The organism is Bacillus sp. FSL K6-1033 (assembly GCF_038630765.1).
Lineage (GTDB): Bacteria > Bacillota > Bacilli > Bacillales > Bacillaceae > Bacillus > Bacillus altitudinis.
In genome coordinates, this window is the sequence record NZ_CP152041.1 from 3,160,301 (window position 1) to 3,181,258 (window position 20,958).

The 20,958-nt window shown below is 39.0% G+C and carries 23 protein-coding genes; all 23 read right to left on the reverse strand.

Going from position 1 to position 20,958, the window contains the following annotated elements:
- Positions 1-72 precede the first annotated feature (72 nt).
- The 23 genes from MHH31_RS16270 to degU all read right to left on the reverse strand — a co-directional run bounded on the left by MHH31_RS16270 (position 73) and on the right by degU (position 20,902).
- A complete protein-coding gene (locus MHH31_RS16270) occupies positions 73-1,866 on the reverse strand; it encodes a M3 family oligoendopeptidase (protein WP_274660538.1) in 1,794 nt (597 codons plus the stop codon).
- Between the two features lie 124 nt (positions 1,867-1,990).
- Positions 1,991-3,092, reverse strand: a protein-coding gene (gene prfB, locus MHH31_RS16275) for a peptide chain release factor 2 (RefSeq protein ID WP_096881918.1) whose coding sequence is annotated in 2 segments (ribosomal slippage) — positions 1,991-3,019 and positions 3,021-3,092 — 1,101 coding nt in all. Because the reading frame shifts where the segments join, the coding sequence is not laid out codon by codon here.
- A 67-nt stretch (positions 3,093-3,159) separates the two neighbouring features.
- Positions 3,160-5,685 carry a preprotein translocase subunit SecA gene (gene secA / locus MHH31_RS16280; RefSeq protein WP_039169779.1) on the reverse strand — a complete coding sequence of 842 codons (2,526 nt, stop codon included), beginning with the start codon at positions 5,683-5,685 and terminating at the stop codon, positions 3,160-3,162.
- A 198-nt stretch (positions 5,686-5,883) separates the two neighbouring features.
- Entirely contained in the window at positions 5,884-6,447 is a 564-nt protein-coding gene (gene raiA / locus MHH31_RS16285; RefSeq protein ID WP_007499992.1) for a ribosome-associated translation inhibitor RaiA, read from the reverse strand.
- Between the two features lie 189 nt (positions 6,448-6,636).
- Positions 6,637-8,322 carry a methyl-accepting chemotaxis protein gene (locus MHH31_RS16290; protein ID WP_342495006.1) on the reverse strand — a complete coding sequence of 562 codons (1,686 nt, stop codon included), beginning with the start codon at positions 8,320-8,322 and terminating at the stop codon, positions 6,637-6,639.
- A 33-nt stretch (positions 8,323-8,355) separates the two neighbouring features.
- Entirely contained in the window at positions 8,356-8,736 is a 381-nt protein-coding gene (locus MHH31_RS16295) for a hypothetical protein (protein WP_008348244.1), read from the reverse strand.
- Positions 8,737-8,749: 13 nt separating this feature from the next.
- Positions 8,750-9,091 (reverse strand): flagellar protein FliT, encoded by a 342-nt coding sequence (locus MHH31_RS16300; protein ID WP_008348246.1) that lies wholly within the window; start codon positions 9,089-9,091, stop codon positions 8,750-8,752.
- Entirely contained in the window at positions 9,088-9,492 is a 405-nt protein-coding gene (gene fliS / locus MHH31_RS16305) for a flagellar export chaperone FliS (RefSeq protein ID WP_008348247.1), read from the reverse strand. The genes MHH31_RS16300 and fliS overlap by 4 nt, the downstream gene beginning before the upstream one ends.
- Positions 9,493-9,509: 17 nt before the next feature.
- On the reverse strand, positions 9,510-11,024 hold the full coding sequence (locus MHH31_RS16310; protein ID WP_268356773.1) for a flagellar hook-associated protein 2: 1,515 nt from the start codon (positions 11,022-11,024) through the stop codon (positions 9,510-9,512).
- A gap of 17 nt (positions 11,025-11,041) precedes the next feature.
- A complete protein-coding gene (gene flaG, locus MHH31_RS16315; protein WP_007499987.1) occupies positions 11,042-11,383 on the reverse strand; it encodes a flagellar protein FlaG in 342 nt (113 codons plus the stop codon).
- Between the two features lie 153 nt (positions 11,384-11,536).
- Positions 11,537-11,761, reverse strand: coding sequence for a carbon storage regulator CsrA (csrA, locus tag MHH31_RS16320; RefSeq protein WP_008348252.1), 225 nt, complete (start codon positions 11,759-11,761; stop codon positions 11,537-11,539).
- Positions 11,755-12,189 (reverse strand): flagellar assembly protein FliW, encoded by a 435-nt coding sequence (fliW, locus tag MHH31_RS16325; protein WP_025208061.1) that lies wholly within the window; start codon positions 12,187-12,189, stop codon positions 11,755-11,757. Before fliW ends, csrA begins: the two co-directional genes overlap by 7 nt.
- Before the next feature lie 28 nt (positions 12,190-12,217).
- On the reverse strand, positions 12,218-12,796 hold the full coding sequence (locus tag MHH31_RS16330; protein ID WP_342495007.1) for a DUF6470 family protein: 579 nt from the start codon (positions 12,794-12,796) through the stop codon (positions 12,218-12,220).
- Positions 12,797-12,842: 46 nt separating this feature from the next.
- Complete coding sequence (gene flgL / locus MHH31_RS16335) at positions 12,843-13,754, reverse strand: flagellar hook-associated protein FlgL (RefSeq protein ID WP_008348257.1); 912 nt, start codon at positions 13,752-13,754, stop codon at positions 12,843-12,845.
- 8 nt (positions 13,755-13,762) lie between these two features.
- The gene (flgK, locus tag MHH31_RS16340) at positions 13,763-15,283 is read right to left on the reverse strand and encodes a flagellar hook-associated protein FlgK (protein WP_058336981.1); all 1,521 of its coding nucleotides are present in this window, start codon (positions 15,281-15,283) and stop codon (positions 13,763-13,765) included.
- Positions 15,284-15,298: 15 nt separating this feature from the next.
- A complete protein-coding gene (locus MHH31_RS16345; RefSeq protein WP_007499977.1) occupies positions 15,299-15,781 on the reverse strand; it encodes a flagellar protein FlgN in 483 nt (160 codons plus the stop codon).
- 18 nt (positions 15,782-15,799) lie between these two features.
- The gene (flgM, locus tag MHH31_RS16350; protein WP_003213252.1) at positions 15,800-16,063 is read right to left on the reverse strand and encodes a flagellar biosynthesis anti-sigma factor FlgM; all 264 of its coding nucleotides are present in this window, start codon (positions 16,061-16,063) and stop codon (positions 15,800-15,802) included.
- Positions 16,064-16,142: 79 nt separating this feature from the next.
- On the reverse strand, positions 16,143-16,562 hold the full coding sequence (locus MHH31_RS16355) for a TIGR03826 family flagellar region protein (protein ID WP_017357864.1): 420 nt from the start codon (positions 16,560-16,562) through the stop codon (positions 16,143-16,145).
- A 56-nt stretch (positions 16,563-16,618) separates the two neighbouring features.
- Positions 16,619-17,305, reverse strand: a complete 687-nt coding sequence (locus tag MHH31_RS16360) for a ComF family protein (RefSeq protein ID WP_172793290.1) — start codon at positions 17,303-17,305, stop codon at positions 16,619-16,621.
- On the reverse strand, positions 17,302-17,595 hold the full coding sequence (locus tag MHH31_RS16365; RefSeq protein WP_008348267.1) for a competence protein ComFB: 294 nt from the start codon (positions 17,593-17,595) through the stop codon (positions 17,302-17,304). Before MHH31_RS16365 ends, MHH31_RS16360 begins: the two co-directional genes overlap by 4 nt.
- 64 nt (positions 17,596-17,659) lie before the next feature.
- A complete protein-coding gene (locus tag MHH31_RS16370) occupies positions 17,660-18,787 on the reverse strand; it encodes a DEAD/DEAH box helicase (protein WP_082136017.1) in 1,128 nt (375 codons plus the stop codon).
- Positions 18,788-19,158: 371 nt separating this feature from the next.
- Positions 19,159-20,001, reverse strand: a complete 843-nt coding sequence (locus MHH31_RS16375) for a DegV family protein (protein WP_024719242.1) — start codon at positions 19,999-20,001, stop codon at positions 19,159-19,161.
- Positions 20,002-20,212: 211 nt separating this feature from the next.
- Positions 20,213-20,902 carry a two-component system response regulator DegU gene (degU, locus tag MHH31_RS16380; RefSeq protein ID WP_008348273.1) on the reverse strand — a complete coding sequence of 230 codons (690 nt, stop codon included), beginning with the start codon at positions 20,900-20,902 and terminating at the stop codon, positions 20,213-20,215.
- Positions 20,903-20,958: the final 56 nt, after the last annotated feature.

Here is a 20,958-nt window from a genome sequence, read left to right on the forward strand (position 1 = left end):
GCGCACAGGACTGACACAGAATGCGAGGGTTTGTCTACCGCTGAAGCTCCCGTAATGGGAGCTTTTCATTTTTTATGCCTTCGTCGCTTCTAAAAACTCTTCAGCATCTGCCACAGCCAGTGAAATGGCCTCTTCCCAAAATGCTTTTTGAGTCAGGTCGACACCTAGGTGCTTATATGCCAAATCTTCTACAGTCATTGACGCTGTATCTTTTAATAGCGCAATATATTTCTCTTCAAATGATGCCCCAGCCTGCAATGCTTTTGCATAAATACCTAGAGAGAACATGTATCCGAAGGTGTAAGGGAAGTTATAAAACGGGACACCTGTAATATGGAAATGCAGTTTAGACGCCCAGAAATGCGGATGGTATTCATCTAAAGAGTCGCCAAAGGCTTCCCTCTGTGCTTCTACCATCAACTCATTCAAGCGGTCAGCTGGCACTTCTCCTTGTTTGCGCTCTTCATAAAAGCGTTGTTCAAATAAGAAGCGTGATTGAATATTCATAAAGAATGCCACACTGCGCTGCAGCTTATCCTCTAACAAACTGAGACGCTCTTCTTCATTGGCCGCCTCTTTTAATGAAGCATCTGCCACAATCATTTCTGCGAATGTCGACGCAGTTTCAGCTACATTCATCGCATATTTACGATTCAACATCCGAACATCCTGCATGACTTCCTGATGGAACGAATGACCAAGCTCATGTGCTAGTGTCGCTACATTGGATGGAGTCCCTGAGAAGGTCATAAAAATACGTGATTCTCCGCTATCAGGGAAATTCGTACAGAAACCGCCCACTCGTTTGTTTGGGCGATTCTCAGCTTCTACCCAGCGTTCATTAAAAGCTTTTTCAGTAAAAGCAGCAAGCTCTTTTCCAAACCCTGCGAAATGCTTGATAATAAAAGCGGCTGCGTCTTGATAAGAATAGGTTTTTGTCTCACTTCCAATAGGCGCTCCCACATCAAACCAGCTTAGTTTATCAACCCCAAGCATGTCAGCTTTACGTTGTAAATAATCAATGAATGGCTGTTTATGTTCATCAATGACAGACCACATTGTATCGAGCGTCTCTTGTTTCATCCGGCAAATATCAAGGGGCTCTTTTAATATATGATCCCATCCCCTTGCTTCATATACTTGTAGACGAAAACCAGCGAGATGATTGAGTGTGCTTGCAAACAAATGTTCATCCTGTGTCCATGCATGTTCTAAATTATGATACACGGCTTTTCTCACTTCACGGTCTGAATCATCCATCGCATTTTCTGCTTGGCCTACAGAAATCATTTGTGTTTCACCATTTTGCTCAAATGGAATGGTAATTTTGTTCACCAAGCTAGAATAAAGTTCATCCCACGCATGATACCCATCTACTGCTAGTTTTTGAATGAGTGTTTCCTGTTCAACAGGCAGTTGATCTTTCACATGTTCTCTTCGTTCATTTAATATGTAACGAACATCTGAGAAAGCGGCTGAATCCATTAATTCTTCCCACTGGCTAGTAGGAATCTCAGCAAGTGATTGATCAAACCCTGCTAGAATGGTTCCTAATTCAGCTTCCAGCTTGGCAATAGACCCCCGGAGACTGCCCGCCTTCATATCCTTTGTATTTTGAGATTGTAGACAGGATACAAATGAACCTGCTTGCGCTAGTTTTTTATATGTGATTTCATACGTTTCAAGGACAGCTGTTAACTTTTTTTCAATTTGTGTATCTTCTTTTGAAAAGGCATCTACCTTTTGTCGTAACTCATCTAATAGCTGCTGTATATGCTCTAAGTATGTGATAAATTCTGATGAAGAACTGCCTCCTTTAAAAAAGGCATCTAAATCCCACGTCTCTTGTAATGATTTTAATCCCAAATTATTTCCCCCTTTAATTGCTAATTTCATCATACAAAGGATATAGAGTCAGTATGGCATATGTATTCCTTTATATTCATTATATTTTCTCACAATTAAAAAAACCCGGCAAGAAGCCGAGTTTTTATGATAATTTTGAACGTAAATACGCATCGATAAAGGAATCTAAATCTCCATCCATCACCGCTTGAACATTTCCCATCTCCGTGTTGGTACGATGGTCTTTCACAAGAGAATATGGGTGGAAAACATACGAGCGAATTTGGCTTCCCCAGCCAATTTCTTTCTGTTCTCCTCTAATTTCATCCAATTCCGCCTGCTGTTCTTCGATCCGTTTTTGATAAAGCTTAGATTTCAGCATTTTCATTGCACGTTCTCTGTTTTTGATTTGGGATCTTTCCGTTTGGCACGTCACGACGACATTTGTTGGGATGTGTGTGATACGAACCGCAGAGTCCGTCGTATTGACGTGCTGACCCCCTGCACCACTTGCACGATACGTATCCACCTTAATATCCTCTGTACGAATATCGATATCAATTTCTTCATTAAATTCTGGCATGACATCACAGGAAACGAAAGAGGTGTGTCTACGGCCAGATGAATCAAATGGAGAAATACGGACTAAACGATGAACACCTTTTTCTGCTTTTAAGTAACCATAAGCGTTATGTCCTTTAATCAGTAATGTCACAGACTTAATTCCGGCTTCATCCCCTGGAAGATAATCAAGGGTTTCAACCTTAAAGCCTCTGCGCTCTGCCCAGCGGGTATACATTCTGAGGAGCATCGATCCCCAGTCCTGTGATTCCGTTCCACCTGCACCCGGGTGAAGCTCAAGAATGGCATTGTTTTTGTCATACGGTTCGCTTAAAAGAAGCTGTAGCTCAAATTCATTAAACTGCTTCGTTAAGTTCTTCAGCTCTTTTTCAAGCTCTGCATGAAGCTCCTCGTCATAATCTTCCTTTAATAAGTCATGTGTCATTTGTAGTTCTTCATGCGATTCACTGAGTTCATGATAGGAGTTCACAGAATCCTTTAGTGCATTGGCTTCATTGATTACCCCTTGAGCCTTTTGCTGATCGTTCCAAAAATCAGCCTCTGACATCGTCGCTTCAAGCTCTGCGATTTTGACTTCTTTTGTTTCTAGGTCAAAGAGACCCCCTAAAATCAGCTAGCCTGCTAGCCATATTTTCAAGCTCTTGTCTAATTTCTACTAATTCCATATCCTTCACCTCATAGATGTATGGGGGCTGACATGAATAGAAAGAGGTTTTCACCTCTTTCCATTACTTATTCTGTCTTCCCATGACAATTTTTATATTTCTTGCCGCTTCCGCAGTGACATGGTGAGTTTCTTCCGATATCCACCACTTTACGCACCGGCTTTTTCTTCACTGTTTTCTCCTCATCGCCTTCTTGAGGCTGATGAGCAGTTGTTTGTCCTTGAACGACTTCTTCACGTTCTAGGTTGTTTTGGATTTCTGATTTCAGCACATATTTAGCGACGTCATCTTCAATTGAAGCGACCATATGCTCAAACATCGCAAATCCTTCCATTTGATACTCACGAAGCGGATTGGTTTGTGCATATGCACGTAAATGGATTCCTTGACGCAGCTGATCCATTGCATCGATATGATCCATCCACTTCGAATCTACTGCACGAAGAACGATGACTTTTTCAAATTCACGCATTTGTTCATCGCCAAATGTCTCTTCTTTTGCATCGTATTTCTCTTTAATCCGCTCCATGATGAATTCGGTGATCTCATCTGCTTCTTTACCGAAGATATCTTTGACCGTAATGGCACCTTCATCTAAATAGTTCGTGTTGATTAATTCAACAAGACCATCTAGTTTCCATTCTTCTGGAAGCTCATCTTTCGGCGTATAAGATCCAACAGCCCGCTCAATAGACGATTGAATCATATTGATCACAATCGATTTCAAGTTATCAGAATCGATGACTTCAAAACGCTGTTTGTAAATGACTTCACGCTGTTGACGAAGAACATCATCATATTGCAGAAGCTGCTTACGGGAATCAAAGTTATTCCCCTCAACACGTTTTTGAGAAGATTCAACAGCTTTTGAGACCATTTTACTTTGAATTGGAGTAGAGTCATCCATACCGAAGCGATCAAGCATCGCCATTGTCCGCTCTGCACCAAATCGGCGCATCAATTCATCTTCCATTGAGAGATAGAATTGAGTAATCCCTGGGTCTCCTTGACGACCAGAACGACCACGGAGCTGGTTATCGATACGGCGTGATTCATGACGCTCTGTCCCAATAACAGCAAGACCGCCTAGTTCTTTCACACCTTCGCCAAGCTTGATGTCTGTTCCACGTCCCGCCATGTTTGTCGCAATTGTGACGGCACCTTTTTGTCCAGCTTCCTCAATAATTTGTGCTTCACGCTCATGGTTTTTCGCGTTTAACACTTGATGAGGGATGCCTTTATTTTTAAGCAGTTTTGAAATCAATTCAGATGTCTCAACCGCAACAGTTCCGACAAGAACCGGCTGTCCTGTCATATAACGCTGTGCGACGTCTTCAGCTACTGCTTTAAATTTGCCATCCATTGTACGGTAAATTAAATCAGGTCTGTCATCACGCACAACCGGTTTATTGGTTGGGATTGTGACAACCTGCATATTGTAAATGTTACGGAATTCCTCTTCTTCCGTTTTCGCTGTACCTGTCATACCAGATAGCTTTTCATACATACGGAAGTAGTTCTGGAACGTAATGGTTGCAAGTGTCATGCTTTCATTCTGCACTTCAAGACCTTCTTTTGCTTCAATGGCTTGGTGCAGACCTTCACTATAGCGACGTCCTTTCATTAAACGTCCTGTGAAGGAGTCTACGATGACGACTTGACCATCTTCCACAACATAATCAACGTCTTTTTGCATCGCAACATGCGCCTTAAGAGCCTGCGCGATATGGTGGTTAAGAGCAACATGTTTGACATCAAACAAGTTCTCGATGCCAAATGCTTTTTCCGCCTTCGTCATTCCGCTTTCAGTCAGCTGTACACTTTTTGTTTTAATATCATAAGTGAAATCGTCTTCTATTTTTAACGTACGAACAAAGGCATTTGCTTGTACGTAAAGTTTCGTCGATTTTGCAGCTTGTCCAGAAATAATAAGAGGTGTTCTCGCTTCATCAATTAAGATGGAGTCAACTTCATCGATGACGGCATAATGAAGTGGTCTTTGAACCATTTGCTCTTTATACAGCACCATGTTATCTCGTAAATAATCAAAGCCAAGCTCATTGTTTGTTGAATACGTGATATCAGCAGCGTACGCTTCTCTTTTTTCATCTTTGTCTAAGCTGTTTAAGTTTAAGCCAACCGTTAAGCCAAGAAATTCAAAAATCTTGCCCATTTCCTCTGCATCACGACTTGCCAAATATTCGTTGACTGTCACAATGTGGACGCCTTTTCCAGAAAGAGCATTCAAATAAACAGGCATCGTTGATGTCAACGTTTTACCTTCACCTGTTTTCATCTCAGAGATATTCCCTTCATGTAGGGCAATCCCCCCCATGAGCTGCACCTTAAATGGGAACATTCCTGTCACGCGGCGGGAAGCCTCACGAACCGTTGCAAATGCTTCAACCAAAAGGTCGTCTACAGATTGTCCTTTTTCAAGTTTTTCTTTAAATTCGATCGTTTTATTTCGTAAAGCCTCGTCAGATAATTTCTCAAAATCTTGAGCGAGAGCTTCGATTTCATTTGCCTTTTTTTCATATCGGCTGATCGTACGTTTCGTAGGATCAAACACTTTGTTTAAGATTCCAAGCATATAATAACGCTCCTCTATTTCATGCAATTTTTCGGCATGTCCAAAAGTTTGACAGGTCCATATTTACCTGCATTTATCATACCATACCTTCCTTGATTTCCAAAGAATTTGCAATGATTTAGCACAAAAAACCCGCCCCTAATGAAGGGAGCGGGTTTACTTTTTTTAGGTCATTTTCGGATCAAAAGGAACGAATGATTAAGCGTTCGGCTCAATGAGTCCATATTTACCGTCATTTCGGCGGTATACCACATTGGTCAAATTTGTCTCAGCATTTGTGAAGACAAAGAAACTGTGACCTAACATGTTCATTTGGAGAATGGCCTCTTCGCTATCCATTGGTTTTAAATTGAAGCGTTTTTGTCTGACGATTTCTGTTTCATCAATCTCTTCGTCATCTTGAACTGCTACTTCGGACGCACCGTTTCCTCCAGCAAATAAATGCTTTTTCGCACCTTGCTCACGGAATTTACGGTTCACTTTCGTTTTATGTTTTCTAATTTGACGTTCTAATTTACTGGTTGCTAGGTCTACTGCATTGTACATATCCTCATTATGCACCTCTGCTCGAAGTGCTAGATCAGTCATTGGAATGGTAACCTCAACTTTAGATTCTTGATCGTTGTAAAATTTCAAGTTCACGTTGACTGAAGCATCAACATCTGACTCAAAATAACGCTCCAGCTTTCCAATTTTTTTCTCGACATGATCTCTTAGTGCAGGTGTTACTTCGATGTTTTCTCCTCGGACATTGTAATTCATGTAAAGAACGCCTCCTTTAAAATTAAGGATATGTAAACTTATTTCTACTTTTCCCTCCTTTTCTCCTGCTCAAACGTAAAAAAAATGTGAATTTTTATTGAAATTTGTCGAATCCTGCGGTGCTTCAGCTTTTACTTGATAGGTGATGAATATATATTCGATTGATTCTTGAAAAAGACCATCGCACTGTTAAATCTTGAAAGATGAAATAGATGTTTTCAGTGATTGAGACAAAGATTTTAAATCTTCCGCAGCTGCTTTCATTTCCTCATTCGCCGCTAGTGATTCTTCAACAGCCGCCGACATGTACTCTGTTTCCTGAGAATTTCGCTTGGCTCCTTCTTCTATCACACCAATTGTTTGAGAAATTTCTTCTGTACTAGCTGAGATTTGCTCTGTCGTGGCAGAAAGCTCCTCTGCTTTCATCGAGATATCACGGATGGATTCCAGAATTTCTTGAAAACTCTGTTCAGACAATTGCGATACTTTCACACCTTCTGCTACATCTCGTTCCACTTTCGTCATAGATTGAGACGATCTTTCAGTATCTTTGTTCACGTTGGCGAGTAGCTGACTAATTTGATCAGTCAGCTGACTTGATTCTTCCGCCAGCTTTCTGACTTCATCTGCAACAACCGCAAAACCTCGTCCATGTTCCCCAGCCCTTGCTGCTTCAATGGCTGCGTTTAAAGCAAGTAAATTTGTTTGATCTGCAATGGCATGAATATTCCCCAGCAGGTCTTGAATGCCGGTAAACTGTACTTGTACATTGGCCATTGTAGAATGATGTTCATTCACAGATTCCTTAATAGAACTCATTTGTTTCACAAATTGTTGAATGAGGGATGCACCCTCTTCAGCCTTTTCAGTCACTGAAATTGAGTGACCCGAAACATCAGACGTATGTTCAGCCGCATTATGCATACCAGTCGAGACTTCTTGAATCGCCGAAGCTACTTTTCCTACTGCATCCGATTGTTCACGTGAAGCTTCACTGACCTGTTCAATCGAGCTAGACGTCTGTTCACTAGCCGAAATGGTTTGACTGATGGTTTCTTCAAATTGAGCAGCAGAATCAGCTAATTGCCTTGACCCGTTTTGCACCTGTAAGATGAGCTGACGCAAATGAGCTGTCATTTGGTTAAAAGCCGTACCGAGCTGGCCAATTTCATTTTTAGAGGTTACTTCAATCTCTTCAAGTGTGAGGTCACCATCTGCCATTCTTCTTGCTGCATGTGTGACAGAGACAATCGGTTTTGTCATACGATGAACAAATCTTGTGCCAATGACTAAAAAGCCGACTATAATCGCTGCGCTAACGAGAATGAGCGTCAGCAATAATTGGTTACTTTCTTCATTGAGCTGACTGATTTTTTGATCCCGCTGTTTCAATTGTGTTTGAGCAAATTCTTTTGTAAAGGTATGTATTTCTTGTTCGATAGGTTGTAATTCTTGACTGAGGCGGGTGTTGAATTCTTTTTGATTGTTGGTATTCAATGAGATAAATAGCCTTTTCGTGGATTCATAATAAAGCTCATTCTTCTGAGAAATCTTTTCTAACAATTTTTTTGCTTGTTTGACTGTACTCAGTTTTAAAGCATCACCTGTTTTTTTATTAATATCAACATAGGTATCTTCAATATTTTGTGAGACTTTCCTATCCTGCACAACCACATACGTTTTGATTTGTGCTTCCTGCTTTTGTAGCAGTGCCTCTAATTCCAGTGAGGTCTGGTACAGCTTTACTTCTTTGGTGAGGAGTGCTTTATACGATTGATCTGTTTTGTAATAGATAAAGCTAGAAAATCCTAAAATACTGACAAACAATACACATATGACAATAAGTCCAAATAAAAATTGATTTTTTAGTCTCATAAATTCCTCCGAATGGTCTGAATTGAACAAAAATTAATGAATGACATACGGCCTCATACAGGCATGTATTTCATCCATCCACTTTCTATATTCAGGTATAAAATATGATGTAAGGAATGACTGGAAGTGATTTGAAGGGAATGTATAGAAAGCTAGTATATCGAAACTTAAAAAAATTTGGTCAAACGATCGAATCGTCTTGGCAAAGTGCTCATTTTCAATAATCGAAAGCAGAAGCGGATGTGTTGTCTCTAAATGAAAGAAGGCATGGATCAGATCATTAAAGATCCGATCCCCTTCTGTTTTAGCGAAATCCTTCTCAATTTCATCTAAATATTTTAGACTCTCTTCTATCGTATATAGAAGGTCATAATATGTGGTTAATAAAATATAGTCATCTGAACGATACGCCACAGGTCTCACCTATTTATTTCCGTTTATCGTAGTATACGCCGTCACTTGTCATGGGCTGATACGGATTTTGATAATTCAGCTGTTTTGTTTTCTTACGTTGAATGGCTTGAATATCTGCCTTGATCCCATTTTGAATCTCTGTTAATTGCTTGGCCATCAGTTGATCTGTTTGAATGATTTCTTTGATTTTCTCTTTTTCTTGAACGGAAAGCTCATGTTGAATGTCTCTCATTAGTTCGTCTCTCTCAACTAAAAAAGCATCAAAGTCTTCAACGAGTGTCTCACTTTGCGGGTTGGCCTCTATTTCCGCTGCCATTTTTAACGTTTGGTCGTGCAGTTGGTCCACAATACTCATAGAGATCCTCCAATAGAGTGGTGACGCCCTTTTCGATCGGTTTGAATGACTTCCTTCCAAGCATCTCGGAAATCAGTCACATATTGCTCTACTTCATTCAGGATCTCTTCGTCATTTTGCAGATTGGCTTCAATCAGTCTTCGATAGATGTAGTCATACATACTTGCCATGCTCTTTGATACATCATACGTACGATTTAAGGTGACATTTAATTCTTGGATGATGTTTTGAGCCTTTTTCAGGTTCAAGTTTCTCATTTCAGCATCTTCTTTTTGAATGCCATGCTTTGCTAGTCTAATAAACTTTAAGCATCCTTCATAAAGCATAAGCGTTAACTCGGCCGGTGTTGCGGTCTCAATAGAATTTTTCTGATAGGCGGCATAAGGGTTCTGAATTGCCATATGTTATAAACCTCCAATTATTGTCCAAGCAGTTGAGAAAGATAGCCAGATTGGTTGTTTAGCTTTTGAATCGCACTATCCATGGCGTTAAACTTTTTGTAGTAACGAGCTTCCACCATTTTTAAACGGTCTTGGAATGTGCTCATTCGTTGAGTCAAAGAATCAAGGTCCTTACCAAGTCCGTATTCCTTTGATGCCATCGTTGTGCTACCAGCCTTTGTCTGAATGCTCTTTGAGAAGGCTGATAAGGAATTTTTGATACGATGAATGATTCCTTGTTCTTTATATTGCTGCTGCGCTTTATCTTTATCTTTTGAATCTACATTTAGCGAACCTGACATAAATATTTGACTAATCTTCTGTGGGTCTTCTTGAATGGCTTTTCTTAGTTTCGGTTCATCAATGACAAGCTTTCCGCCATCTTTATATTTATCTGAAGTGGCAATTCCGATTTGTGTCATGTGAATTTTATTCCCATCACTTGTCGTAATATCAACATAAAAATCACTTCTTAATTTAGATGCACCAGATCGTAAAATTGAATCACTTCTCAGCAAGCCTGACTTCGCAGTCGTTTCCCATAGCTCGACTTCTTTGTCAGACATGGCTTTTTTCTCTTCTGCTGTTAATGGATAGTAGTCTCTATTTCTTTTTTCATTGACTTTACCATTAATCTCTTCAACAAGTTCATTGTATTTATCAACGAATTGTTTGATTTTATCAAAGATGGCATCGACATCTGTTGAAACGTTCAAACTGACAGGCTTATCTGTTGTTCCTTTAAGTTCATATGTGATACCAGCCTGCGTGAAGGTATTATTGTTATTTTCCATTTTGAGACCATTAATTTCGTATTGCGCTTTCTGACCTTGAGTAGTCGCAACTAATTTATTATCTCCATCCACTTGGAAGCCTAATTGCGTTAAAAATGAAGCAGAATTACCATCCACTGCCTTAATACTGACACCTTCTCCAGTCGTACGGGAAGTCAGAGCGATTGTATCCACGTAGTTGGTCCCATCAAAGATTTGACCTTTATAAGCCGTGACACCTAGTTGAGCGTTGTTCAATTTTGACACGATTGTATCAAGGGTATCTTTATCAGTCGTATTAATGGTCACTGTTTTGGGTGTCGTAGAATCTGGTGTCGTCACCTCAAACGTGAACGTACCGTTTGCAGCAGTAAATCCAGATGTGCCAGAAGATTTGAATACGGAAGCTGTCGCTAGTTGAGTCACATTAATCGAGCCAGAGGTAGCATTTGTTGATCCAGTTGCTGTGACAGCAGATTCATTGGAGCTTGTGATTTTTTTTGCGCCATAAGTACTCGGATATGTTAAATTTAATTTGGCAATGAGATCATCTAATTCTTTGACCTTTGAATTGATCTCGCGGTAGCTGTCTCTTTGCCATTCAAGTGTTTGTTTCTGGCGTGTCATTTTATCTAGCGGTGCTTGCTCAGTTTTCATTAGCTTTGAGACGATTTCATCAATATCAAATACATTTGAAAATCCAGTAATTCGATTAACCATTGTTTTTCTCCCTTCAATTACATTCTTTTATCGACAAATAAACCGACAATCTCTGTCATTGCCGCATAGAAATCAAGCCATTCTTTGGAAGGAATCTCTCTAATGACTTCTTCGGTTTGGTTATCTACGACTTTGACATAATATTCATTGAGTTTTTCATGTAATTCAAATTGAAGATGAAATTGAGTAGGTTCAATCAGCTTATTTGCTCCTTGAAGCGTTTTCTCAATTTCTTCTTTTGAAACGACTTTTCCATTTGCTTGTAAATCAGTGTTTGCATTGTCATTTTGATGATTCGTAACACGGGTTTGAAATGCATCAATCAGTGGCTCTAGCGAAGTCAACTTACCAACAGACATAGTTATTCAGCTCCTGTGCTTTAATCTATCTTTTATATCGGCTTTGAATTATTAAATTAAATATAGATGGACCGATTTGTTAAAGTTTCATATAGATGGTGTACTTCTACGGTTTCACACGGAGGAGGATAGACAAATAGGATAAAAAAATCCTCACTTTTTTTGTGAGGATAATTGAGAAAGTAGATCAAAGGACAAGCTAGCAGCACGGCTGTTTTCTTCTTGAATAGACAGGTATACTTCCTTCCTGTGAATATCAATATGCTTAGGAGCCTCAATTCCGACTTTTACTTGGTCGCCTTCAATCGCAATAATTTTAACTTCAATATCGTCGCCTATTTGAATCGATTGATTTAATTTACGAGATAGAACTAACATGAGGAAGCCACCTCTAGCAAATGTTTTGTATGATAGGCTGAATCATGCAAAATGACCTGCTTGGCTTTCATGTTTTTCCGATTCACAATAATAGGCGCTCTTAAATTGGCTGTCGTTTTTTCAATAGAAGATCCCATTGTTAAAATAACCATGACTTCCACATCATTGGCATCTTCCACCCCAAGAATGTCTACAACCGATTCTTCTAAGTCAAATTCATATTGATTGAAGAACAAAAATGGGCTGCTGACAATAAAGCCTAGTTCTGCATTTTTCAAAGATTGAAGAACTAAAAATGGGGATTCTTCTGATAAAGGTAAAATGACAAATTGTTTTTGATCCAGAAATCCTGGTATCCCATTAGAGAAGTGAATGATTTGCTCCTCTTTAATCGTCACTTCGCCATGGTATTTTGTTTGAATGATCATAATTCACGACCTTTTTCATTTTTCTTAACTATACCTTATCACCATTTTGACCTGTTTCGTCAACTTCTATTTTTAATTCTGGGTATTGTAACATATCAATATGAACTTTACCTGGCTGGTAGTTAACAATTGGTTTATGAGGTGTTGCCTCTATAATAGCTTTTTGCGGCTCCACATCAATTTTAAGTTCAGATGGCTGATAGTGAATTTTTACACTAAAAAATGAAGGAATCACACCGATGTTGAATTGTTTTGCTGGAGGACTGCCGTTGATTTTCGCAAACTCAGCAATCGCATTCCCACCATTCTCGATCTTGACGAGTTCACTTCCTTCTTCCGCTCTACGTCCCATTCCTTCTCCAATCGCACGTTTCCCCTCAGCAGCCCATTCCTCTGAACGCCTAAAAATCGACTTAATATCCATATCGGCAAATGCCTCGGTTTGATCTATGGTTAATTTCGACGGTGTCCTTGTGATATTCATGACAGCTCTTGGCTGCTGAATGTCAAGCTCAGCTCTTGGCTGCTCTACTTCTTGCTTGGAAGGGGTTGTCGACATTTGCAGCTTTGCATAAGTTTGCTCCATTAACAATCTAGGGATTTGCATAGGTTCACCTCCATGATGCAAAAAAGCACCCAACGGATGCTTTTTCTTATCTTAAGAAATCGACAAGGGATGGCTGAATCACTTTAGCTGTCGTCGCTAAAGCAGCTCTATTCACAGTCTCTTGTTGAAGAAGATCAAGAATGGCTTTTTCACTTTCTACATCTTCGGCATCTGATTTAGCCTTTTTCAGCACTTCAAATTGCGAAGTCAAACGGCTCCCGACTAAGTCGATACGATTGGATCTAGCCCCAAGATCTGAACGCTCAGCACTCATCACTTCTTTAAACTGATCGATATTTCCTAATGCATCATCTGAATTTGTAAACGTTCCATTTTTTAATGAGTTTTCTAAATCAGTCAGCATTTCAATGACATTTTGACCACTGGCAGATTGCCCACCAAAAGCTGAAAGAGGATTTGAATTCACATTTAATGTGATTCCATCAGAAATGTTCGACTGAACCACGTTTGCATCTGTATAGTTTTCAAAGTTAAATGTAAACGTACCATCTGCATTCTCTACAACTGGTTTAACATTGGTATTCGTCCCATTAAAAACAAACTTACCTAACATCTGCGTGTTCATTGCATCAATGATTTGATTCTTCATCTGACCAATTTCCACTCCGATAGCAGCTAAATCTTCTGGCTGTTTTGTTCCATTGGCCGCATCGAGTACTTTATCTCGTATATTTGACATGATATCAATTATTTCAGTGACACTTGTTTCAGATGTATCAATCCAGTTTCGTGCCTCATTTAAATTAGTTTGGTATTGCTCATTTCGAAACATGGCTGTACTATACTGAAGACTTTTCACTGCTGCAACAGGATCATCAGACGTTTTTGTGAAACGTTTTCCAGACTGTGCCTGCTCATTAATTTTAGAGAGTTTTTCATAACTTTTACTAATATTTCGAAGTGAATTTTGAGAAATCATACTTTGCGTGACTCGCATCAGTTACCCTACCTTCCTACGACTCCCATGCCGTTTATTATTTTATCTAATACTTCGTCTTGCATCGTCATAATTCTTGCTGCTGCATTATACGCATGCTGAAATTGGATCATGTTCGTCATTTCTTCATCTATAGATACAGCACTAGTTGACATCCTGCGTTCATTGGCTGAATTCACAAGAGCTGCTGAACTGCTTTCAAGGGTCATGTTCTTTTTAGCTTGTATCCCCATTTCGGCAATGACATTCTGATAGTAATCCTGAATTGTTGTGGTATTTCCGCCGATTGGTAGCTTTAAGTTTTGAATATTAGCTAATTTCGTAGCATTCGAACCATCACCTTGCGTTTGATTAAGAGATGCAGCAATGTTATCTGTCGATGCTAAAATCACGTCACTCACTTTGATACGGGCTGCCAAGCCTTTATTCAAATCATTGTTATTCTCAATATCGAAAAAGTCTTGTCCACTTGTGCCATTTAACGTGTATCCTTGCTTATGGACGTCGTTAAAAGCATCCATAAATACTTTTGCTACTTCATCCAGCTCAGCAAGCATATCCGGGTACATGCCTTTTTCATCTCCATTAGACATGTAGCCATACGCCTCAACAAGTGCTTTTACTTTACCATTCACTTGTAATTGATCAGCTGCGATGGTTGTCGTTCCAAATTGGAGTGAGTTAACAAGTCCCGTCGTATTATCATAGGAAAGTTGCAATTCAGATTTTTCATTGGTAATGCCATTTAAAATTGTTCCAGCAGATTGTCCATTTGCACCGATAATATCGATGTTAACGGTTCCTTCAGCAATTTCCAGAGCATTTCCTCCAGAAGGGTTGTAGCTCACTTTAATATCAACAAGTGAGGAAAGCTGATCTATAAGAGCGTCTCGCGTATCATAAAGATCATTGGGAAGATAACCATTTGGCTCAACTGTTGCAATCTGTTTATTCACTTCATCAATTTGAGTTAATAGGGTGTTCACATTTTTTGCCGTTGAATCGAGTTCAGTTTTTAAATTCTTTTGTATCGTTGTTAAAGAAGAATTTAGCAGGCGGAATTGATCTACTAAAGCTTGAGCACTTGTCTTAACAACTGTACGGGCTGAAGCAGTATCAGCATTTTTCGATTCTGATAAGACTTGTAATGATTTCCAGAGATTATCAAAGGCTCTATTCAAGCCTTCATCTGTCAAATCATTCATCACTCCTTCCATTTGTGAAAGAGCATCAGACTTCGTCGCATAATAAGACAAGTTATTGTTATGATCTCTATACTGAAGATCTAAAAAGCTGTCTCGAATTCTTTCAACAGTTCCAACTTGGACACCTGTCCCCATTTGGCCGTATGTCTTGCCATCATAAACAGAAATCACTGGGTAAGGATTCTCTGCTTTAAAGGTAACTCTCTGTCTTGAGTAGCCATCAGTATTTGCATTGGATACGTTGTTTGATGTGACATAAAGCCCTGCACGCTGGGCTGTGATTCCTCTTTTTGCCGTTTCTAGTCCCATGAATGTAGAACCCATAGATATCCTCCTTGTTTACGCCTTTGAATCAAACAAAGCCCTATGCTGTTTAGGCTTTGAACTCTCAAGACCATTTTGTCCGTAATTCATATTTTCTTTGTTAGGATTCACAAGATCGAATGTCAGTGAAATAAATTGAAGTGACTGCTGAATAAGCTGTTTGTTCAGTTCGTTTACATCTTTCAGTTCCACCATGATGTCATTCAGCTTCTCATATAACGAAATAAGCTCTTCTTGATCCGTTCCTGTAGCTTTTTCGATGCATGCGGTGATTGTCGGCGATTGATCACTTTGTAAAAATTGAACTGCTGCTTCAATCCGCTTTTCTTCTAATTGTGAAATGGCCTGAATATATTTTTGCTCAAGGTTCAGAACCTCTGAAAGAGCATCGATCTCATTATTTTTCAGCATTTCTGTTTTATTCTTAGACAGCTTTAGAAGCTGTTCATGTAATCCGTAGAGACGGTGCAGTTCTTCAATCATTATTTTTACTGACATTCACGCTACTCCCTTTTGTTATTGTTGTTTATAAAAATTCAACATTTTATCTGCAATGCCTTTTGTATCTACTTGATATGTTCCGGCTTCAATGCTTTTTTTAATTTGGTCTATTTTATCTTGACGTTCTTTCATGATATTCGGCACCTTTTGCATTTCGATTGCCTTTTTAGAAATTTCGACTTTGTCAGTTGATTTTGCTTGATTCGATTGCAACGTTTGTTTCTCATATGTTTTCTTGTAAGGATTTACTGGTTGTGTTCCATATCGATTAATTTTCACGGGATTCCTCTCGCTTTCCGTTACAGTCTGTCTTGATTCTATCCATTTTATCGACCAAACTGCAACTTAGTTTAGGGAATCAGTCGTTTTTAGGATTAATGGCATAATAGGTGTCTTTTTTCCTAGATTCAATCTCCCTTTTACGCTCTTCTTCTTGGTCCATTTGGCTGATTTGCGTCTTTATATCCTTTTCACAATGGCTACACAGCTTGTTTTTTCTGATCGGTTGGCCGCATCTTTCACAAGGATAATTGATATTCGGGAATTGACTAATTTGAAGTCTTTTTAAACGGATAAATTTCAGGATTAATTCTTCATCAACTTCTGTTGCGTCTACTATTTCAGCAATGGTTGATTGTCTATTACTTTGCTTACGCAAGAATTTATAAACGATATCAAAAGAACGTTCTTCTTCTTCAAAGCATTTGTTACAAACCGTTTGGATGGTGGTTTTTAAAAATAACTGATTACATTGTGGACAGTTTGCCAATTGATTCATAACCAAAACCCCTTACGTTATTTTCTTTTCTTAATATCGGTTGATTGTCATGATTTTTAACTACGAATCAACGTAAAAGAGGAAACACTTTTGGCGCCTGCGTCTTTTAAAATTTTTGCTGCATGATAGACTGTCGCCCCAGTTGTATAAATATCATCGATTAATATGATATCCTTTAGAACGATCGGGTTTGACTGCCTTAATTGGAACAAATTCTGTTGATGTAAACGTTCATTTTTTCTTTTCTTAGACTGCTTACTTTGATGTACTTTTATAAGTGGCTCCAATATAGGTCCGCCAATCATGGAAGCAAGCATCATTGACTGATTGAATCCTCTTTCCTTTAATCTCTCTTTACTCAAAGGAATTGGGACAAGGACCGGTTCTTTGATTGAAAAAGAACGTTTAAACGCTGACTGTACATCTTTTTTAAATAGATCAGCTAAAGCCGTATCACCTCGAAATTTAAATCGAGCTAGAATATCTTTCATAAAGTCGTTGTAAGCATAAACAGACCGATTCATTACAAGAATCTCAGCAAAATCCCGTCGTTTATCCCACCTTGAACAATCCTGACACAATTGATCATTTGATTGCGCTCTTCCGCATTTAGGACAAGTAGGACCTTGAATCTTCATCAGGTGGTTCTTACATGCTACACATAAACGATCTTCATTTAATAGTAGGAATGATTTCCATGTAAAAGCAGCCACAAAATGGCTCTCACAAATTGGACAAATCAACGCTTTTCTTTGTTCAACGGCAAATGATTTTCGCACCTTGGATATGTAGTGACCGTTGAAGCAGCTTCTGTCAGAATGACGAGCATCGCCGTATTTTTCTGTTTATCCACCATCTCGGATTTACTGTAGGATATTTTATCGATATCTGTTATATATTGCGGTTTCACTTGATTTAGAGAAATGGCTAATACATCTTCTATACATTTTTCACAATGACAAATCATGTTTAATTGGTTGAGATATTGATAGAGAATTTCTTTAAGTAGTATTTCTTTTGCGTTGAGTAGCATATTTTGTCTCTCCTGCCATTTGTGTTTTGTGAATATAATGTACCATGATTTAGTTGAACCCACACTATTTTTCAGAAAACTCTTTTTCAGCTGTATTATTCATTTTTACGATATGTTTCTTTGCTTGTTTCATACTTCTCGTTAAACCAAAATGAAAAAAGTATACGTCTCCGTTAAAAAAATCTGGATGTCTCCCTGCTCTACCAGAAATTTGGACAAGTGCACTTTCTGAAAAAATAGGAGATTCCGCACCTAATACGCCCACCTGAACATCTTGAATGGTAACGCCTCTTTCTAGAATAGTTGTTGTAACCAATACATCATATCTATGATCTCTGAAATGCTGGACTTTTTGCTTCCTTTCTTGATCATCCGCAGAAACACCCTGTACATTTACATCTTGACCTTGAAGAATATGAGTTACCTTCTTCATAGTAGAAATAGAAGGAACAAAGAGTAACACTCTTTTTTTCTTTGTGATATGTTCATGCAGCCAGTTCATTGTAGATGCTGGAAGCCGATTTCTTTTTAATTTCTTTTTCCAATCTCCAACCCATTGAAATGTTGGGACAGGCAACGGTTTTTGGTGGAAGCGCAGAGGAATTTTGATCGCTTCTAATTGTCTATGAGCAACATCCTTTTGCATTTTTTTAGATGGTGTGGCACTTAAGTAAATTCTAACTCCTGTTTTTTTCATTGATTTTGAAACAGCAAACTGAAGCCGTTCATCCATTGAATAAGGAAAAGCATCGACTTCGTCTACAATGAGGACATCAAAGGCGTTTTTATATCTCATTAGCTGATGGGTTGTAGCGATCATAAGCGGTGCCATTTGAAACCTTTGAGAACTCCCGCCATAAAGTGCAGCTATATTCAGTCCTTGAAATGCCTTTCTCATTCGAGGTTCGAGCTCCAGTACAACATCGGTTCTAGGCGTCGCAATACAAACACTCATTCCGTTATTTAGCGCATATTTTATTCCATGAAAAAGCACCTCCGTTTTCCCCGCACCACAAACAGCCCAAACGAGCAGATCAAATTTGTTTTGGATTGCTTCTACTAGCCTATCGGACGCTCTCTTTTGCCCTTTAGAAAGCTCTCCCTGCCATGTTAATTCAACTCGTCTTGTTTCTTTCTTTTGTGGACCCGTCCATTCGTAGAGAAAGCCACATTCGCTTACTTTTCCCAGCATGATGCAGGATCTACAGTATACACAGTCTTTTTTACATGTTTCACACGGAGAGAGGGCAAAGTAGCGCTTGTTTGATACACCGCACCGGCAGCAGATCAAACCACTCGACACCCTATCGACAGCAGGTGTTCTATGGATGAATCCTTGATTCTCCAGCCACTCCAATTCGGACTGTGTACATTGACATTCAATAGGAAGAAGGTGCCTTGATTGTAGCTTGTGACTGAGTTCCATTGCTTTTTCCAGATTCAATTTCACGCACTACCTTTCAATTCATGTTGACCCATTATGTACAAAGAGAAGGCCTTTCGTCTAATTGTAAAAATAGAAAAACAAATCCCCTTTTCCATGAGAAAAGGGGATTTTGATATCTACCTGATGATCCAGCCAAGTGCTAAAGAGCCTTCGCCTAGATGAGTGCCAATCACGGCACCAAAGTAGCTTTTATAAAATTCAACATGAGGATACTTTTCTAATAAGTGCGCAATTAATTCATCTGCTTCTTCTTCTCTATTACCATGTATCAGAGTTGCCCTCATTGGAACACCACGTGATGCATCTTCATCAAATAATTCAAAAATACGTGAAATGGCTTTTTTGCGTGTACGAATCTTCTCAAAAGGGACAATTAGCTTGTTGTCAAAATGCAAGATAGGCTTTACCTTTAAGAGGCTTCCAATAAAAGCCTGAGCACCATTTAATCTGCCGCCTCGTTGTAAATGAGTTAAATCGTCTACCATAAAATAAGCTCTTTGATTTTCTTTCAGATAATTGAGATGGGAAATCACTTCTTCTGGAGAAGCACCACCTTGGATTTTTTCAGCAGCTTCTAACACATAAAAACCTTGCGCCATACAGCTAGTCTCTGTATCAAACGGATAAATGTCGATTCCGTCAACTAGTTCATTCGCTGAGGCCGCACTATTGTATGTTCCACTAATTCCGCTTGACAGATGTATACTAATCACAGCATCATATGTTTCACTAAGTTTTTCATATAATTCTATAAGTTCACCGAAAGCAGGCTGAGAGGTTGTTGGAAGATCTTTATGTTTCTTGACTTCTTCATAATATGTCTTCCAATCCATTTCTACTTCTTCACGGTATGATTCAGTACCAAAGATGACATTCAGAGGGATCATATGAATATGATGTTTATCACGTAGTTCTTGTGGTATATAAGCAGTACTGTCTGTTACAACGGCTATTTTCATTCTTAAATACCTTCCTTATCCGTTAAGTTGCTTTTTAAAAAAGAATGATCATTGTTTTTCACTAGATTTATAATACTAATCAAAAAAGCTTGCCTAATCAATAGGCAAGCCCGCTATATCCGAAAAAGACTCCTTACCTGCCTATCATTGCTCTCTAACTTGAATGTGAGAGAACTAAAAACAGGCGAAAAAGGAGTACTTGTCCGGAACATTATCTCATTTCTACCCAGCCGTTTTTAATTGCTACAACAACAGCTTGAGTACGGTCATTTACATTCATTTTTTGCAAGATGTTACTCACGTGGTTTTTGACTGTTTTCTCACTAATAAAGAGCGACTCACCAATACCTCTGTTGCTCTTTCCGTCAGCTAACATTTGAAGAACTTCACATTCACGTCTTGTTAAGATATGAAGTGGTCTGCGAATTTCAGGATATACCTCGTGCTGTGGATGTGCTGAAACGCCGCTTGTTGCTAAGCGTCGGAATTCATTTACTAAGTTATGAGTGACTTTCGGATGTAAATAAGAGCCTCCGTCAGCTACTACTTTTACTGCTTCAATGAGGGTATCTGCATCCATTTCTTTTAACAAGTAGCCTCTTGCTCCTGTTTTTAATGCATGTGTCACATAGTTTTCATCGTCATGAATAGATAGGATAATGACTTTTGATTCGGGATAAAGCTCTACTAGCTGTTTTGTAGCCTCCACACCATTTACATTCGGCATATTAATGTCCATAATGACAACATCCGGATGATAGTGTTCTACGATACGTGCAGCTTCGTCACCGTCGTCTCCTTCTGCAACTACTTCAAAAGTAGGTTCAAAATCTAAAATCCGTTTGACACCTTCACGGAATAATTGGTGGTCATCGATAATTACAATATTTACTTTAGTCACAAGCTACGCCTCCCCATGTTTATTGTTCTACACCTGAACTTTATGGTCAATATGTC

Coding starts and splice junctions, on each gene's coding strand:
- MHH31_RS16290 (WP_342495006.1), bottom strand. CDS start 8,322: ATGAGACTAAAAAATCAATTTTTATTTGGACTTATTGTCATATGTGTA.
- secA (WP_039169779.1), bottom strand. CDS start 5,685: ATGCTTGGAATCTTAAACAAAGTGTTTGATCCTACGAAACGTACGATC.
- MHH31_RS16330 (WP_342495007.1), bottom strand. CDS start 12,796: ATGCAAATCCCTAGATTGTTAATGGAGCAAACTTATGCAAAGCTGCAA.
- flgL (WP_008348257.1), bottom strand. CDS start 13,754: ATGCGAGTCACGCAAAGTATGATTTCTCAAAATTCACTTCGAAATATT.
- MHH31_RS16375 (WP_024719242.1), bottom strand. CDS start 20,001: ATGAAAATAGCCGTTGTAACAGACAGTACTGCTTATATACCACAAGAA.
- MHH31_RS16310 (WP_268356773.1), bottom strand. CDS start 11,024: ATGGTTAATCGAATTACTGGATTTTCAAATGTATTTGATATTGATGAA.
- MHH31_RS16370 (WP_082136017.1), bottom strand. CDS start 18,787: ATGCTGGGAAAAGTAAGCGAATGTGGCTTTCTCTACGAATGGACGGGT.
- csrA (WP_008348252.1), bottom strand. CDS start 11,761: ATGTTAGTTCTATCTCGTAAATTAAATCAATCGATTCAAATAGGCGAC.
- MHH31_RS16345 (WP_007499977.1), bottom strand. CDS start 15,781: ATGTCAGTAAAAATAATGATTGAAGAACTGCACCGTCTCTACGGATTA.
- MHH31_RS16300 (WP_008348246.1), bottom strand. CDS start 9,091: ATGAGTATTGTGGACCAACTGCACGACCAAACGTTAAAAATGGCAGCG.
- fliW (WP_025208061.1), bottom strand. CDS start 12,189: ATGATCATTCAAACAAAATACCATGGCGAAGTGACGATTAAAGAGGAG.
- MHH31_RS16365 (WP_008348267.1), bottom strand. CDS start 17,595: ATGCTACTCAACGCAAAAGAAATACTACTTAAAGAAATTCTCTATCAA.
- raiA (WP_007499992.1), bottom strand. CDS start 6,447: ATGAATTACAATGTCCGAGGAGAAAACATCGAAGTAACACCTGCACTA.
- flaG (WP_007499987.1), bottom strand. CDS start 11,383: ATGTCTGTTGGTAAGTTGACTTCGCTAGAGCCACTGATTGATGCATTT.
- flgK (WP_058336981.1), bottom strand. CDS start 15,283: ATGGGTTCTACATTCATGGGACTAGAAACGGCAAAAAGAGGAATCACA.
- fliS (WP_008348247.1), bottom strand. CDS start 9,492: ATGGCAATTCAGAACCCTTATGCCGCCTATCAGAAAAATTCTATTGAG.
- MHH31_RS16355 (WP_017357864.1), bottom strand. CDS start 16,562: ATGAATCAATTGGCAAACTGTCCACAATGTAATCAGTTATTTTTAAAA.